This is a genomic window from Rhodococcus sp. MTM3W5.2 (genome assembly GCF_001984015.1).
Lineage (GTDB): Bacteria > Actinomycetota > Actinomycetes > Mycobacteriales > Mycobacteriaceae > Rhodococcus_G > Rhodococcus_G oryzae.
In genome coordinates this window covers 38735-54516 of sequence record NZ_CP019572.1, presented here as the reverse complement: position 1 = coordinate 54516, position 15782 = coordinate 38735, and the positions used below count along the sequence as shown (strand labels likewise).

Here is a 15782-nt window from a genome sequence, read left to right as displayed (position 1 = left end):
ACACGACCGAGTGGTTCGTTTTCGGTCACGGGACGGCAAAGGGCCCCGGGTCGAATGTCTCGACCCGGGGCCCTTGCGGTTGACCAGCGGTTATCGTCCGTTCAGTGGGATCAGCCCTTGGCGGCGGACCGACCCGCGCGGCGGCCGAAAAAGCTGCCGTCACCCAGTGATGCGCCGCTGGCGTAGCCGCCCGCGGACACGCCTGCGGTGCAGCGGCCTGCACCGAACAGGCCGGGTATCGGCTCGCCGGAGACGTGCAGCACCTCGGAATCGGCGCTGGTGCGCAGGCCGCCGAGGGTGAAGCCACCGGTCATGCCCCGCAGGTCGATCGCCGCGACCGGCGACCCGATCGGCTTGACCCATTCCGACTTCTTGCCTAGCACCGGGTCCTGGCCGTCCGCCGCGTGCTTGTTGTAGACCTCGACGGTGGACTGCAGGGTGCCCGCGGGCAACCCCATCTCCGCCTCGAGCTCCTCGACCGTCTCGCACACCCACTTCGGCTGATGCCGCAGGAATGGGGTGGCGGTTGGCGTGGTCAACGCCTCCTCGTACGCGGCCTCGTCGATCACCAGGAATGCCTGGTTCTGGTTCTCGATCAGGGTCGCCTGCCCGACCCGGCCGGGGTAGGTGTCCTCGTTGATGAAGCGCTGCCCCCTGCCGTTGACCAGGATGCCGCGGATGAACAGCTGCGGGTCGCAGAAGAATGCGACCTCGGTGGCGTCCATGTGCGCCAGATCGGCGCCGAGCGCCTGCGCCATCTGGATCGCGCGGCCGTCGTGCTCCTCGATCGAGGCGGCCGGCCTGCCGACCAGCCGGGGCGCGTGCGCCTCCACCATCCGGTCGTTGTACGCAAAGCTGCCGGTTGCGAGCACCACACCGCGGCGGGCCCGGACGGTGATCTCCTTCCCGTACTGAGTGGCGACCAGGCCGACCACTCGGCCGGACTCGTCGGTGACCAACGTCTGTGCACGGGTGTCGTAGACCGAGCGCACACCGAGAGCGGCCGCGGTGTCGGTGAGCGGCTTCATCAGCATGTAGCCGCCGCCCCGCTCGCCGCCGGACTGCTTGTCGGCCATCTGCGGCACATGCCCGCGCGGGGCAGGCGGGATGGTCGCGGCGAACGGTGCCGCGTTCTCGCCGCCGGTGTACTGCAGCCCGTCGTCGCCCGGCGGCTCCCAGCCGGGCTCGCCCCAGAAGCTCGCCTTGAACGGCACGCCGCACTCGACCAGCCAGCCGTAGTGGTCGACACTGCCCTGGCAGTACGCGTCGATCTTCTCGGCGTCGACGCCGGGGCCGAGTGCCGCGGTCATGAAGGACTTCATACTCTCGACGGAATCCTCGAAGCCACAAGCCTTTTGGAGTGGGGTGCCGCCGCCGAGGTAGATGAACCCGCCCGCCATCGCGGCCGCGCCACCCCAGCCGCCTGTGCGCTCGAGCACCAGGACGTCGGCGCCCTCCTGCGCCGCGGCCACGGCCGCGGACGCGCCGGCGACGCCGTAGCCGGCCACCACCACATCGGCCTCGTGGTCCCAGTGCGTGATCTCGACGGCCGGCCTCGGCCGGACAGTCGCAGTGTTGCTCGTCATCGGGTTCCTTCCTGAACGGGTCTGGATACACCTCGCGCGCGACTCCGGTGCTCGCGTGCGCTGCTGCGCACACGAGCGGTGGAACCGCGCGCGAAGTGAGGGGGTGTGACTACATCGCCGCCAGGGGCTCGCTGCCGGACCAGTCGTGGCCCCAGTAGCTGTCGGCGGTGATCTCCTCCGCGGAGTAGTACTTCTCGTCTACCCGCATGCCCTCGGTTCCGAATTCGATGTCCCAGCCTCCTGGAGCGCGAACGTAGAACGAGACCATCTTGTCGTTGGTGTGCCTGCCCAGGGTCGAGGAGACCGAGAAGCCGTCCTTGACGACGCGGTCGAGCGCCTGACCGACCGCGTCGAGGGTGTCGACCTCGACCATGATGTGCACCAGGCCGGGCGCACCGCCGTGCGGGGCGGGGCACAGCGCCAGGCTGTGGTGGCGCTCGTTGACGCCCATGAAGCGCACCCGCATCGGGCCGAACTCCGGCGGAGCCGGGATGCGGAAGGCGCCGCGCGGGAGGAACCCGAGCACCTCGGTGTAGAAGGCGAACGCGCCGTTGATGTCCATCACCGGCAGCACCACGTGGCCGAGACCCTGTGCGCCGGTGACGAACTTGGCACCGAACGGGGTGACGACCGGGCTGTGGTCGAGGACCGCCCCGTGGAAGATCTCCAGGGTGGCGCCGGTCGGATCCTGGAAGGTGATGACCTCCTCGACGCGGCGGGCGTCGGCCTCCTCCAGCGAGAGCGGCTTGACCGCGATGCCTGCGGCCTCGACGGCCTCCTGCACGCGGACCAGGGCGGCGTGGTCGCGCACCTCCCAGCCGATGGTGACGACCTCGTCGGTGTCACCGGGCACGATGACGATGCGCGCGGCGCGCTCGTCCATCCGCAGGTAGATGGCGTTCTCGTCCGGACCGGAGCCCTCGGCGAAGCCGAGCACATCGAATGCGAACTTGCGCCAACGCTCCATGTCGTTGGTCTGGACCTTGATGTAGCCCAAGCCCTTGATGTCAGTCATGTGTTGTCCTTCTTCTGTTTTCAATGCTGTGCGGGACCGGATCAGATCATCGACTTGAGGTTGTCGGCCGGGTCGAGACCGAGCGAGCTCACCGCAGAGGCGTGGTAGACGGTGCTGGGCACGTGGATGGCGTGGGCCAGGCCGGCGTGCGCGTCACGCCAGTACCGCTGCAAGGGCTTGTCCATGCGCAGCGCGTTGCCGCCGGAGCGGGCGAAGATCTGGTCGACGGCGCCGACGGCGCGCCAGGCGGCTCGAACCTGGGTGCGACGACCGGCCGCGCGATCGGCGAAGGAGACCTCCTTGCCGGATTCAACGATGTCCCACATCTTGTCGACGTTCGCGAGCAGTTCCTGGCGGGCTGCGTTGATGTCCGCGGCGGCCTCGCCGATCGCGAAGAGCACGTACGGATCGTCCTTGACCGCGGTGCCCTGCGCTCCGACCCGGTCACGCTGGTAGTCCAGGTGCGCGGCCAGCGCGCCCTCGGCGATGCCGATGACGGCGGAGGAGATGCCGAGCGGGAACATGTTGGACCAGGGCATCTTGTAGAGGGTCTCGGTCATTCCGGCGTTCTTCTGCGCGGTCCCGTTGATCACCTCGTCGCCGTCCATCACCCGGTAGGAGGGCACGAAGGCATCCCGCACGATGATGTCCTTGGACCCGGTTCCCTTGAGGCCCACGACGTTCCAGGAATCCTCGACGATCTCGTAGTCCTTGCGCGGCAGGATCATGTGCAGCATCCGCGGCGGCAGGGCCATGTTGCCGTCCTTGTCGCCCTCCATGGCGCCGAGGAAGATCCAGTCACAGTGATCGGTGCCGGAGGAGAACTGCCAGCGGCCGTTGAAGATGTAGCCGCCGTCGACCGGCTTGGCGATGCCGGTGGGCGCGTACGGCGAGGCCACCCAGGTGTTGTCGTCCTGGCCCCAGATCTCCTCCTGCACCTTCGGGTCCGCGAAGGCCAGCTGCCACGGGTGCACGCCGACGATGCCGCACACCCAGCCGGTGGCCGGATCGAGCGAGGCAGCCTTCATCACGGTCTCGGAGAAGGCACGCGGGTGCGCCTCGAATCCGCCGTACTGCTTCGGCTGCAGCTGCTTGATCGGGCCGGCAGCCTTGAGCAGCTTCGCAGTCTCGTCGGGAAGCCGACCGATCCGCTCCGCCTCGGTCGCCTGGTCGCGGATCTGATCCGCGATCTCGATGAGATTGTCGAGTGCCTTGTTGGTCATCGTGGTGTTCCTTTGTCTATCGGTAGATCGTGGGCAGGTCGGGCGGATGGGTCAGGCGTTGGCCTGGATGGGGACGACGCCGTTCGCGAGGTTCTCGGCGACCTCCGCCTCCCAGCTCTGCACGGCGCGGTCGGTGTCGATCTCGAACTCGAAGCGCTTGGTCATGTCCTCGGTGACGTCCTCGACGTCGACGTAGAACTGCTTGTACCAGCGGCGCAGCTGGTACACCGGGCCGTCCTCCTCGGACAGCAGCGGGTTGTCGATGGGCGCCTTGTTCTTCCAGATCTTGACGTCCTGCTCGAAGCCCATCTCGACACCCTCGGCGAACTGCTTCGCCATGCCCTCGGCCGCCTCGTCCGACATGCCCTTGGGCTTCTTCACCATCGCGCCGTACTGCAGCACGAAGGAGTTCTCGTCGACCGGGTAGTGGCAGTTGACGAGCACAGTCTCGATCGTCATGCCCTGGGCATCGCTCCACAGCCAGTCGATCATGTAGGACGGGCCGAAGTACGAGGCATCCGATCGGAGGGTGGAGTTCGGATCGTCGTAGCTGGTGCCGACCGAGATGTCGTGACGCGGGGTGGACCGCATGTACTGGGTGGCGACGTGGCCCTCGAAAACGTTCTTGAAGAATCGCGGGAACGAGTAGTGCACGTAGAAGAAGTGCGCCATGTCCACGACGTTGTCGACGATCTCGCGGCAGTGCGAGCCCTCGATCAGCATGGAGTTCCAGGTCAAGGCGGTCCACTCGTCGGAGCCGAAGCCCTCGATCTCGGGGATGGTCACCTCATCGGTTGGCTTGCTGCCCTGCGGGTCGTGCCACACGTAGAGCTGGCCGTTGCGCTCGAGCGTCGGCCAGGACCGGGTGCGCGCGAGCGGGGGCACGCGGCGGGCGTAGGGGATATCCGTGCACTTGCCGTTGCCGCCCCAGCGCCAGTCGTGGAAGGGGCAGGCGATCGAGTCACCCTTGACGGTGCCCTGGGCGAGATTGCCGCCCATGTGCCGGCAGAACGCATCGAGCACGTTGATCTTGCCGTCCGACTCCGACTGGAACACCACCAGCGAGGTGCCGAAGGCCTTGATCTCGTGCGGCTTTCCATCCTGGAATGACTTCAGCAGGCCAAGGCAGTGCCAACCGCGGGCAAACCGGGTAGGGGCCGCCGCCGCCTCGATCATCCTGACCTCGTCGGCTTCGGACTTGGATTGCAGCGCCATTGCCACCTCTTCTCTCACTCTCGAGACAAACGCGCTCGAGAAACGCACTGATGTGATGCGCCTCATACTTCGGGGCGACGGCATGCGAGTTCATGGGGCCTTCCCGCTGACCGGGACGATTTCGCCCTCGCCCAGCAAGCCGGTGCCCGGGGTCTCCCGATCAGCGGGAAGGGGATGCCGTGGAACCCTCCCGCGGACCTAACGTCGCGGTATCCGAACTGATCGAAGGAGGTGCGGATCGATGATCACCACAACCGCAGCGAGCCCGGTGGGGGCGCCGTTCACCGGCATCACCGTCGACCTGGAGCGCGGCAAGATCCTCGAGTTCGCGGAGGCCATCCGCTCCACCCACGGCGCGTACCGCGACGCCGAGCGCCCGGTGGTGCCGCCGACCTACCTCTGCTTCGAAGGGTTCGTGCCGGGATCGGCCCGGCCGGATCAGCAGGCCATGCCCGCCGAGCAGGACTGCCGGTTCTTCGGCCCCCGCCGCGGGCCGGCGATCGACTCAACGTGCACTCCCGCGGCAACGAGTCCGAGCAGCTGACCGAGTTCCGCGACGCCGAGGGCAGGCTGATCGCCGACTCCTGGTCGCACGGCTCGGCGACCGATGCCGTCGCCTCCGGCCTGCTGGCCAACTTCGCCACCGATTGGCTGGGCCCGGAGTCGGTGCGGCGGTTCCGGACCCGGTTCCTCGAGCAGGTTTCCGACGGGGACACCCTTGCCTGTGCCGGCGAGGTGCTGCAGGAGTACGTCCAGGACGGCGAGCCGCGGGTGGACGTGGTGCTCACCGCGACCCGGCCCGGCGGCGCGGTCGCCGCCAAGGCCTGGGCGACGTTCGCGCGCGCTAGCTGACCGCGGGCCGGGAACCGAGCCGGGCGGCGCCCGCACCGATCTTGGCCAGCGCCCACTCGAGCGGACCCCGCCCGAGGTAGCGCCGCCACAGCGTCGCGAAGACCAGGGGTACGGCCAGGAACCAGAGCAGGGTCGCCCACGACGGGGTGAACGACTCGGTGCGCAGCAGGAGCGCCAGGGCGACGATGTGCCCGGCGTAGATCGTCAGCGGCATCGAGCCGAGCGCGGCCAGCGGCACCAGGATGCGCGGGGCGACCCTCGCCGCGAGCAGGCACATGCCGAGAACGGCGACGGCGACGCCGCCGGACCCCACGACCTCGAACATGGTCCCGCTGTGCGGGGTGCTGGTGAGCATCCACTGCCAGGGATCGGTGCCGACGGTGCCGAAGCTCCCCATGCGGAGCAGGTCCGCGAGCAGCTGGGCGCCCTCGCCCGGCATCATCTCGTCCAGGTGGGCCACCAGCGCGTCCTTGCCGCCGAACAGGTTCAGCGCCACCCAAGACCCGCCGAGCCCGAGCACGGCCAGCGCCGAGCCGAGCGCGACCAGGACTAGGCCCGCCCGCTCACGCCGCAGACCCCAGCGACCGATGGCCATGCCGGCGAGCAGGAACGGCACCCACGTGAGCACCGGGTAGGTGCCCTGCAGCAGGATCACCGAACCGAGGTGCCGGACCCCGTCGACCGAGGTGAGCATGTCGAATCGCGCGGTCTCCCCGAAGGTGTCGGGCACCGCCACGTGCGAACGGATTGCGAACGAGAGCAGCGGGCCCGCGACGGCGGCGACGGCCGCGGCGGCGGTCAGCCACTGCCAGCTCAGCCGCAGCAGCGGGAGCGCGATCAGGAACAGGACCGCGTACGTCGCGAGGATGACCATCGCAGGCGAACCGAGCTGGGTGAGGACGAGGCCGAGGACGAAGAGGGCGAGAGCCCGCGCGGCGATGGACCTGCGCGCCGCGGCCAGCCCGGGCCCCGCGGGCGGGCGGGTGCCGCCGGTGGTGAGGGCCAGCGACACCCCGGCGAGGACCGCGAAGAGAATGGCGGACCGGCCGCTGAGCGCGAAGTAGGCGAACTCGCCGATCTGTTCGGCACTGGCGGTGTGCACGGCGATCATCCCGAGCACAGCAAGGCCCCGCGCGACGTCCACGCCCACTATGCGGGTCAGTGAGCGGGGAGTCGGCGGGGCCTCGGCCTGGGACAAGATCTGGGTCATCACACGCTTTCGGTCGCCTGGTGATTGTGTCGCGATCCGAACGTATTGCCGCGGCGACCCGTTGTCGTCAGGCCTGGAGCTGATCTCGGGTCAGACCGCGGTATGACCCGCAGGCGGGACCAGGGCGAGCGGTCAGCTGGCGACCATGTCCTCCGGACCCCAGATCGCCTTCATGGTGGTGATCTTGGCGTCGTCGTCGAAGGTCATCACGTCGATGACGGAGATCTCGACCTTCTGATCACCCATGATGGTGGTGAGGGTGAAGTTGAAGGCGGCCGTGCCCGCCGCGATCTTGACGACGCCGAGCTCGGCGGTCTGCTCGAGCGGCTCGATGATGCCGTAGAACTCGCGCAGCGACTCCTCGGTGGTCCGCGGGTCGGTGCCGACCGGATCCTCGACGGTGGCGCCGGGCGCGTACAGCGCCAGGACGTCGTCGACGGTGCCGCCGGCCACCGACTTCACGTAGCTCTCGATGGTGTTCAGGATGTCTTCGCGTGATGCCGCCATGCCGGTACCCCTTCATTGTTAGAACCTGTTCTAGTTGCGAGGGTACCGGCGATGCCGGCGGGATTCCATGGAACGAGGAGCCGGCATCGATCCGCCCCGAGTCCGGTTCGTCCGGATTCGGTAGACCACAGCTCACGATGTGATAACCGTGGTCTCCGAAAGCCGTTCGGGCCGCGGCAATCCGGTGTTACGGTGCCGCGCATGCCTATCCAGCACGGGGGTTTCTGGGTACGAATGGGTGTGGCCGCCTTGGCGGTCAGCGTCGCGATCGGGGGTGGCACGTCGGTCGGCACCGCCGTCGCCCAATCCTCCGGCAGCGCCGGAGGTGAGGGCTCGATCGGCACCGGGTCCCTGACGGACGGCACCGCCTCGGACGGCACGCCCTTGAACGGGACGACGCTGATCACCGGATCTCTCGGCACCGGCTCCGCCGCCGGATCGCCGCTGGGGTCCGCGATACCGGGCGTGGTCGGCTCGGTGATCCCGGGGCCCGATCTCGACCCCCCACCCCTGGAGACGCTGCGCGCCGAGATGCTGCCCAAACCGATCGGGGACCCGTTCTTCGACGTGTACCCGCCAGGCCTGCCCGGCATGACCAACGGCCAGGTCATCGAGACCCGCGATGTGACGCCTGCCGCCCGAGCGCTCCTGCGCGGTCCTGTGCGGGAGGTGCGCCAGATCAAGGTGAAGAGCACCGACTCGGCAGGCGCGCCGTCGTTCGCGACCGCGACTCTCGTCGTGCCCGCCACGCCATGGCCCGGCCCCGGTCCGCGGCCGGTCCTGGTCAACAACGTCCCGATCAACGGGCTCGGACGGAGCTGCACCCCAGGCCACACCCTCGGTAACGGGATCACGCCGACCGAGAACTTCCTCGAGCTGGTCCGGCCCGTCACCACGAAGGCCGAGGAACGCGGCTACGCCGTACTCATCCCCGACCACGAGGGCCCCCGGATGGCGTACGCCGAACCCTTCGTCGCCGGGCACGCGATCCTCGACACCATCCGCGGCATGCGGACCGTGTTCCCCGCCGAGTTCGGCAGCAGCAAGCTCGCCATGATGGGCTACTCCGGCGGTTCGATCGCGACGCACGGCGCGGTCAAGCTGATCGATTCCTACGCCCCCGAACTGGCGGGCGACATCGTCGGCGCCGCGATGGGCGGGATACCGGCGGACTTCGAGATGCTCGGACGCACCATGAACGGCAACCTCGCCGGGGGGCTGTTCCTCGCGGCGCTGTTCGGGATCACGAGGGAGAACCCCGAGATCCTCCCGCTGATCAACACCCTCGGTCAGCGGCTCAGCATCACGTCCATCAAGGACCAGTGCGCAAACACCCTCGCCCTGGCCGGCGTCCTCGGCATACCGGCCGAGGCGCTCGCGAATGTCAAGAGTGCGCTGGATTCACCTGTCGCACATGACATCTACACGAAGATGAAGATGGCGGACCGTAAGTCCGGCACGCCGCTGTACATCTACAGCGGCGGTCAGGAGTTCTGGATCCCGGCGCTCGGCTCCCGCAACCTGTACGACGAGCAGTGCGGATACGGCGTGCGCGCGCTGTACCGGCAGGTGCCCGGGGAACACATCCTCGGCGAACTCACCGGGAACTCCGGGGCGTTCGACTGGGTCGACGCCCGGCTGCGAGGGGAACCGGCACCGACCGAGTGCTGAAGGCGGCTTCGCCACCTGTGCGCGGTTAGCGGGTCTCTGGACCCACTAGCCGCGCACGGGCGCGGAGCGCCTATTTGACGATGTTGACCATCTTGCCCGGCACCACGATCACCTTGCGGGGTGCGTTGCCCTCCAGGAGGGCGACGATCTTCTCGTCGGCCAGGGCCGCGGCCTCGATGGACTTCGGGTCGGCGTCGGCGGCCACGGTGAGCCGGCTCCGCAGCTTGCCGTTGACCTGGATCGGGTACTCGACGGTGTCGTCGACCAGCCACTTGTCCTCGGCCAGCGGGAACGGTCCGTGGGCCAGCGAGGTCTCGTGCCCGAGCCGGGACCACAGCTCCTCGGCGAGGTGCGGTGCCAGCGGGCCGAGCATGAGCACCAGCGGCTCGACCGCCGACCGCGGCGCCCCGTTCGGGTACTCCTTGGTCAGGTGGTTGTTCAGCTCGATCAGCTTGGCCGCCGCGGTGTTGTCCCGCAGCGCGGCGTAATCCGCGTTGACGCCGTCGATCGTCTTGTTCAGCACACGCAGGGTGTCGTCGGACGGCGCCGCGTCGGTGACCCGGAGCTTGCCGGTCTCCTCGTCGACGACCGTGCGCCAGACGCGCTGCAGGAACCGGTGCGACCCGACGACGTCCTTGGTCGCCCACGGACGTGAGGTGTCCAGCGGCCCCATCGACATCTCGTACACGCGCAGGGTGTCCGCGCCGTACTCCTCGCAGATCTCATCCGGCGCAACGGAATTCTTCAGGGACTTGCCCATCTTGCCGTGCTCGCGGTGGACCGGCTCGTCGCCGTGGAAGAACTTGCCGTCGCGCTCGGTGACCTCCTCCGCGGGCACGTAGACACCCCGCGAGTCGGTGTACGCGTAGGCCTGGATGTAGCCCTGGTTGTAGAGCCGTCGGTACGGCTCGCTCGAGCTCACGTAGCCGAGGTCGAAGAGGACCTTGTGCCAGAACCGCGAGTACAGCAGGTGCAGCACCGCGTGCTCGACACCGCCGACGTACAGGTCGACGCCGCCCGGGTCGTTCGGGCCGTGCAGCTCGGGCCGCGGACCCATCCAGTACTGCTCGTTCTCCTTGGCGCAGAACTCGTCGTTGTTGGTCGGGTCGATGTAGCGCAGCTGGTACCAGGAGCTGCCCGCCCACTGCGGCATCACGTTGGTGTCGCGGTGGTAGCTCTGCAGCCCGTCGCCGAGATCGAGCTCGACGTTCACCCAGTCGGTGGCCTTCGCCAGCGGCGGGGACGGCTCGGAGTTCTCGTCGTTCGGGTCGAAGGAGACCGGCGCATAGTCCTCGACCTCCGGGAGTTCCACCGGCAGCATCGATTCCGGCAGCGGGTGCGCGACGCCGTCCGCGCCGTAGACGATCGGGAAGGGCTCGCCCCAGTACCGCTGACGGGCGAACAGCCAGTCCCGCAGCTTGTACTGGATGGTGCCCTTGCCGGTGCCGTCCGCCTCGAGACGCGCGGTGATGGCGGCCTTGGCCTCCGCGACGCCGAGGCCGTCCAGGTAGTCCGAGTTCACCAGCGGACCGTCGCCCGTGAAGGCGGCCTCGGCGATGTCCCCGCCCGCGATGACCTCGACGATGTCGAGGCCGAAGGTGGTCGCGAACTCCCAGTCACGCTGGTCGTGCCCGGGCACCGCCATGATCGCGCCGGTGCCGTAGCCGGTGAGCACGTAATCCGCAATGAAGATCGGAAGGCGGTGGCCGTTGACGGGATTCACCGCATACTCGCCGAGGAAGACGCCGGTCTTCTCCTTGTTCTCCTGCCGCTCCAGGTCCGTCTTCGCGGCGATGGAGGCGCGGTAGGCGGCGACGGCCTCGGCCGGGGTGGCCGCGCCGCCGGTCCAGCGGGGGTCGACGTCGTCGGCGTACGAGCCCGAGGCCAGCCGGTCGACCAGCTCGTGCTCGGGGCGAGGGTGACGTAGGTGGCGCCGAACAGGGTGTCGGGGCGGGTGGTGAAGACCTCGATCGCGACGTCGTCGACCGCCGGGTCCACGCCGAACCGGACCTGGGCGCCGTGAGAGCGCCCGATCCAGTTGCGCTGCATGGCCTTGACCTTGTCCGGCCAGTCCAGGAACTCGAGATCGTCGACGAGGCGGTCCGAGTATGCGGTGATGCGCATCATCCACTGCTGCAGGTGCTTACGGAACACCGGGAAATTGCCGCGGTCGCTGCGGCCGTCCGCGGTGACCTCCTCGTTGGCCAGAACGGTGCCGAGCCCGGGGCACCAGTTGACCATCGAATCCGACCGGTAGACAAGGCGATACGAGTCGATCACCGTGCGGCGCTCACTCGCGTCGAGCGCGGTCCAGGACCGTCCGTCCGGGGCGGTGCGCGCGCCGGACTCGAACTCCGCCTCGAGCTCCGCGATGGGGCGGGCCCGCTTGAGGTCGATGTCATACCAGGCGTTGAAGATCTGCAGGAAGATCCACTGCGTCCAGTGGTAGAAGTCCACATCGGTGGTGGCCAGCGAGCGCCGCTCGTCGTGGCCGAGCCCGAGACGGCGCAGCTGCCGCTTCATGTTCTCGATGTTCGACTCGGTGGTGGTGCGCGGGTGGGTTCCCGTCTGCACCGCGTACTGCTCGGCGGGCAGGCCGAACGCGTCGTAGCCGAGGGTGTGCAGCACGTTGTGTCCGTGCATGCGGTGGTAGCGCGCGAACACGTCGGTCGCGATGTAGCCGAGCGGGTGCCCGACGTGCAGGCCCGAGCCGGACGGGTACGGGAACATGTCCTGGACGAAGAGCTTGTCCGCGGGCAGCTCCCCGACGAGATCGCCGACCGGGTTCGGCGCGTTGAAGGTGCCGCGCTCACTCCACAGCTCCTGCCACCGCCGCTCGATCCGACCCGCGAGCTCCGCGGTGTATCGGTGCTGAGGGGTGGCGTCGTCCGCTGGCTGCTGCACTGGCTCGGTCACGTGTTTCGCTATCTACTCTGCGCTGAGCTCGGCGTCTCGGCGCTGGTTCTCGGGCATGGATTACCGTCGACCAGCCTAAGGTGTCACCCGAATAGTCCCGGTCATCGGTCCCCGCCGTACCCTGGACCCGTGGTCATCGTCGCAACCGTGCTGTTCGTAGTCGCCCTCGCCGTCGGCGTGGTGGCGGTCGCCGGGATCGCCGGCCGGCTGCCGCGCAACCGCTGGGCCGGGGTCACCACCCCCGAGGCCCTCGCCAGCGACGACGCCTTCCGCCTCGCCAACCGCATCGCCGCGCCCACCATGGCCGCGGCCGCGTTGTTGCTGGTCATCGGCGGTATCGGTGCCCTCGCCTTCGGCACGGCCGGGGGACTTCTCGCCGTCGCCGTCGCCGTGGTCGCGGCCCTGGTCACCGCCGGGTACGGCGGATCCATGGGAGCCCGCGCCGCCGCCGCGGCCGCCCCCGCCGGTGGCTGCGGCCACGACTGCGGCTGCGGCAGCCCCGCCGAGCCCGCCGCGGAAGACCCCGCCGACGCCGCGGCCGCCGCGGACTGCGGCATGGACTCCTGCGGATCCTGCGCCCTCAAGGGCGCCTGCCTGCCCAGCTGAACGGGTCCGCGCGCGGGCGCCTGGTTGAATCGGCGCCCATGAGCAATTCCCGGACCTTCGATCCGGCCGGCGTCCTGTTCGGCATCGGTGTGCCCGTACTCGCGGCTGCCCTGGGCCTGACGCTCACCCGGCTCTGGTCCCCGCGCCTGCCCGAGACCATCGCCACGCACTGGTCCGGGAGCGGCCCCGACGGCTTCAGCACGCCCGGGTCGCTGGCCTCGACCATGGTGATCGTGATCCTCCTCGTCGGATGCGGCGCCAGCGCGATCGCCGCCCTCGCGGGCGCGCTGCTGATGATGCGCCGCGCGATGCTGATCGTCGGCCTGACCGTGGTCGGCCTGCTGCTCACCCTGTGGATCGCGCTGCTCGCCGCGCAACTGGATCTCGCGACGGCCGTGGACGTGACGCTGCCGATGGCGTGGATCGGGCTCGGGATCGTGGCGGGCGCCGCGGTCGGCATCCTCGGGGCGTCGACGCTCCGCGACTATCGCGAACGATCCGCGGCGACCATGCCGCCGGACCCGCGGCTGCCCCGCGGGCCGCTGGACCTGCCGATCACCCAGCGGCTCGGGCTCGGGCGCACGGCAACGGCGGTGCTGCTCGGGATCGGCGCGGCGATCACCGCCGCGCTCTGCGCGCGGGCGGGCTCGTGGTGGCCGCTGGCGGTCTTCGTGCCGGTCTCGGTGCTGATGGTCGGGCTGCTGCGCTTCCGGGTCACCCTCGACGAGACGGGGCTGTGGGTGCGCAACCTGGGTATGACCGCGGTCGGGTACGGGGTCGAGGAGCTGGTCGGGGCCGCCGTCGAGGAGGTGAACCCGTCCAAGGACTTCGGCGGCTGGGGTCTGCGTCTGAAGGGCCGCGGCAACTACGGGGTGGTCACCACGACCGGGCCCGCGGTCGTCTTCACGGCCGCGAACGGTCAGCGGCTGACGGTCACCACGCCGCGGGCCGAGGAGATGGCAGGCGCGCTGAACGCCCTCGCGGACCGGCGGCTGGCCGACCGCTGACGCCCGCGTCGCGTCGGCGGCTCAACTCCGACGCAGCCGACGCTCGTTGGCGAGGATCGCGGCGGTCAACGCGGCCTCCGGCTTGGAGGCCGGTCGGGACCGGCGCATCAGCACGAAGTCGGCGTCACCGGGGTCGGGGAGGGCGCCATCGGCCAGCGGGGCCAGGCCGTCCGGCAGCAGCGACTCCGCGTGCACGATGTAGCCCAGGCCGGCGAGCACGGCCGCCCGCAGGCCCAGCAGGCTGTCGGTGACACAGGTGGTCCGCCACACAAGACCCGCCCGCTCGAGCGTCTCCATCGCGGCGCGGCGGGTGATGCTCGGCGGCGGGTAGGTCACGAGCGGCACCGGCCCCTCCACCGGCTCCGCGCCGTGAGATCCGGCCCACACCAGGCGATCGCGCCACACCAGCTCGCCGTGCTGCTCGCCCGGTCTGCGCATCCCGAACGCGATGTCGAGCTCGCCCGCAGCCAGCTTGGCGCCGAGATTCTCGCTGAGACCGACGGTCAGCTCCAGGTCGATGCGCGGGTGGCTGCGCCGGAACTCCAGCAGCACCTCCGGCAGCTCGGCCGCGACCAGGTCGTCGGAGGCACCGAAGCGCAGCACCCCGGACAGCTCGGACTCTGCGAAATAGCTCTCGGCCTGCTGCGACGCGTCCAGGATCGTGCGCGCGAAGCCCAGCATCGCCGACCCGTCCGCGGTCAGTTCCAGGTTGCGGGTATCGCGCCGGAACAGCTCCCGGCCGATCGATTTCTCCAGCCGGGCCACGTGTCCGCTGACGGTGGACTGACGCAGGCCGAGCTGATGCGCGGCGGCGGTGAACCCGCCGCAACGCTCCACCGCGAGAAAACTGCGCAGCAGCACCGGATCGAGCATCCGCCATATTTATCACAATTTGCGATGCAAATTATCGTTGCGATCGACTTTCGCGATATCTGAGTGGCCGATTACCGTTGCCGATGTGAAGTTCTTGAGCAGGTTCTACATCGACGGGTTCATCCTGTCGATCATCGCGGTGGCCGTCGTGGCCAGCATCTTCCCCGCATCCGGTGCCGGGCAGACGGCTCTGGACTGGGCCACCAAGATCGCGATCGCGCTGCTGTTCCTGCTCTACGGCGCCCGGCTGCACCCGCGCGAGGCGCTCGAGGGGCTCAAGCACTGGCGGCTGCACTCGGTGGTGCTGGCATCGACCTACCTGCTGTTCCCGCTGATCGGGCTCGCGCTGCGCGTGCTGGCGCCGACGGTCCTCACCGACGAGCTGTACACCGGCGTGCTCTACATGTGCCTGGTGCCCTCGACGGTCCAGTCGTCCATCGCGTTCACCTCGATCGCGCGCGGCAACGTCGCGGGGGCGGTCGTCAGCGCCTCGTTCTCGAATCTCATCGGGGTGTTCATCACCCCGATGCTGGTGATCCTGCTGATGAACACCACCGGCGAGGCGACCGTCGACGCGTCCTCGATCATCGACATCGTGCTGCAGCTGCTGCTGCCGTTCGTCATCGGTCAGCTGATCCGGCCGTGGGTGACCGGCTGGCTGCAGCGGCACGCCGCACCGACCAAGCTCGTCGACCGCGGCTCGATCCTGCTGGTGGTGTACTCGGCGTTCAGCGCGGGTATGAACGAGCACGCATGGAGCGGGCTCTCCGCCTGGCGGGTGCTGGCGCTGGTCGCAGTCTGCTGCGCGATCCTCGCGACGGTGCTCGGGGTGACGGCCTTCGCCGGGCGCGCGCTCGGGTTCTCGCTGCCGGACCAGATCGTGATCCTCTTCTGTGGGTCCAAGAAGTCGCTCGCGACCGGGCTGCCGATGGCCTCGGTGCTCTTCGCCGGGCAGCCGGTCGGCCTGATCGTGTTGCCGCTGATGATCTTCCATCAGATCCAGCTGATCGTCTGCGCCGCGCTGGCGCAGCGGTTCGCCCGCCGCCAGGACCAGGAACCGGCGGCCTCGGCGCCGGGCCGGTGAACCGCTCGGGCCGGGCT

At 69.2% G+C, this 15782-nt stretch carries 13 protein-coding genes and 1 pseudogene; 6 read left to right on the top strand and 8 right to left on the bottom strand.

Going from position 1 to position 15782, the window contains the following annotated elements; genetic code table 11:
- Nucleotides 1–110 precede the first annotated feature (110 nt).
- The 4 genes from BTZ20_RS00250 to BTZ20_RS00235 form a co-directional block, all read right to left on the bottom strand.
- A complete protein-coding gene (locus BTZ20_RS00250; RefSeq protein WP_077039963.1) occupies nt 111–1586 on the bottom strand; it encodes an FAD-dependent oxidoreductase in 1476 nt (491 codons plus the stop codon).
- Between the two features lie 109 nt (nt 1587–1695).
- Nucleotides 1696–2601 (bottom strand): biphenyl-2,3-diol 1,2-dioxygenase, encoded by a 906-nt coding sequence (bphC, locus tag BTZ20_RS00245; protein ID WP_077039962.1) that lies wholly within the window; start codon nt 2599–2601, stop codon nt 1696–1698.
- Between the two features lie 41 nt (nt 2602–2642).
- A complete protein-coding gene (locus BTZ20_RS00240; RefSeq protein WP_077039961.1) occupies nt 2643–3824 on the bottom strand; it encodes an acyl-CoA dehydrogenase family protein in 1182 nt (393 codons plus the stop codon).
- A gap of 51 nt (nt 3825–3875) precedes the next feature.
- The gene (locus BTZ20_RS00235) at nt 3876–5039 is read right to left on the bottom strand and encodes a Rieske 2Fe-2S domain-containing protein (RefSeq protein WP_077039960.1); all 1164 of its coding nucleotides are present in this window, start codon (nt 5037–5039) and stop codon (nt 3876–3878) included.
- A 241-nt stretch (nt 5040–5280) separates the two neighbouring features.
- Between BTZ20_RS00235 and BTZ20_RS00230 the strand changes: the two genes are divergently transcribed.
- Both BTZ20_RS00230 and BTZ20_RS00225 read left to right on the top strand, forming a co-directional pair.
- Complete coding sequence (locus BTZ20_RS00230; protein ID WP_077039959.1) at nt 5281–5583, top strand: MaoC family dehydratase N-terminal domain-containing protein; 303 nt, start codon at nt 5281–5283, stop codon at nt 5581–5583.
- On the top strand, nt 5550–5891 hold the full coding sequence (locus BTZ20_RS00225) for a hypothetical protein (protein ID WP_077039958.1): 342 nt from the start codon (nt 5550–5552) through the stop codon (nt 5889–5891). Before BTZ20_RS00230 ends, BTZ20_RS00225 begins: the two co-directional genes overlap by 34 nt.
- Here BTZ20_RS00225 and BTZ20_RS00220 read toward each other — a convergent pair.
- A complete protein-coding gene (locus BTZ20_RS00220; RefSeq protein WP_077039957.1) occupies nt 5884–7101 on the bottom strand; it encodes a heparan-alpha-glucosaminide N-acetyltransferase domain-containing protein in 1218 nt (405 codons plus the stop codon). The two genes, BTZ20_RS00225 and BTZ20_RS00220, sit on opposite strands and share 8 nt — an antisense overlap.
- 132 nt (nt 7102–7233) lie before the next feature.
- Nucleotides 7234–7608 carry a nuclear transport factor 2 family protein gene (locus BTZ20_RS00215; protein ID WP_077039956.1) on the bottom strand — a complete coding sequence of 125 codons (375 nt, stop codon included), beginning with the start codon at nt 7606–7608 and terminating at the stop codon, nt 7234–7236.
- A 201-nt stretch (nt 7609–7809) separates the two neighbouring features.
- On the opposite strand from BTZ20_RS00215, the gene BTZ20_RS00210 reads away from it, so the two are divergent.
- Nucleotides 7810–9279: a lipase family protein gene (locus BTZ20_RS00210; protein WP_223263543.1), complete on the top strand. Its 1470-nt coding sequence runs from the start codon at nt 7810–7812 to the stop codon at nt 9277–9279.
- 70 nt (nt 9280–9349) lie between these two features.
- Here BTZ20_RS00210 and leuS read toward each other — a convergent pair.
- Nucleotides 9350–12195, bottom strand: a pseudogene (leuS, locus tag BTZ20_RS00205) (leucine--tRNA ligase).
- 129 nt (nt 12196–12324) lie between these two features.
- On the opposite strand from leuS, the gene BTZ20_RS00200 reads away from it, so the two are divergent.
- Nucleotides 12325–12801, top strand: a complete 477-nt coding sequence (locus BTZ20_RS00200) for an SdpI family protein (RefSeq protein WP_077039954.1) — start codon at nt 12325–12327, stop codon at nt 12799–12801.
- A 38-nt stretch (nt 12802–12839) separates the two neighbouring features.
- Nucleotides 12840–13808, top strand: a complete 969-nt coding sequence (locus BTZ20_RS00195; protein ID WP_077039953.1) for a DUF1648 domain-containing protein — start codon at nt 12840–12842, stop codon at nt 13806–13808.
- 21 nt (nt 13809–13829) lie between these two features.
- Here the strand turns inward: BTZ20_RS00195 and BTZ20_RS00190 are convergent, their stop codons facing one another.
- A complete protein-coding gene (locus tag BTZ20_RS00190) occupies nt 13830–14681 on the bottom strand; it encodes a LysR substrate-binding domain-containing protein (RefSeq protein WP_077039952.1) in 852 nt (283 codons plus the stop codon).
- Nucleotides 14682–14766: 85 nt separating this feature from the next.
- On the opposite strand from BTZ20_RS00190, the gene BTZ20_RS00185 reads away from it, so the two are divergent.
- Nucleotides 14767–15765 (top strand): bile acid:sodium symporter family protein, encoded by a 999-nt coding sequence (locus BTZ20_RS00185; RefSeq protein WP_077039951.1) that lies wholly within the window; start codon nt 14767–14769, stop codon nt 15763–15765.
- The last annotated feature ends 17 nt before the right edge of the window (nt 15766–15782 follow it).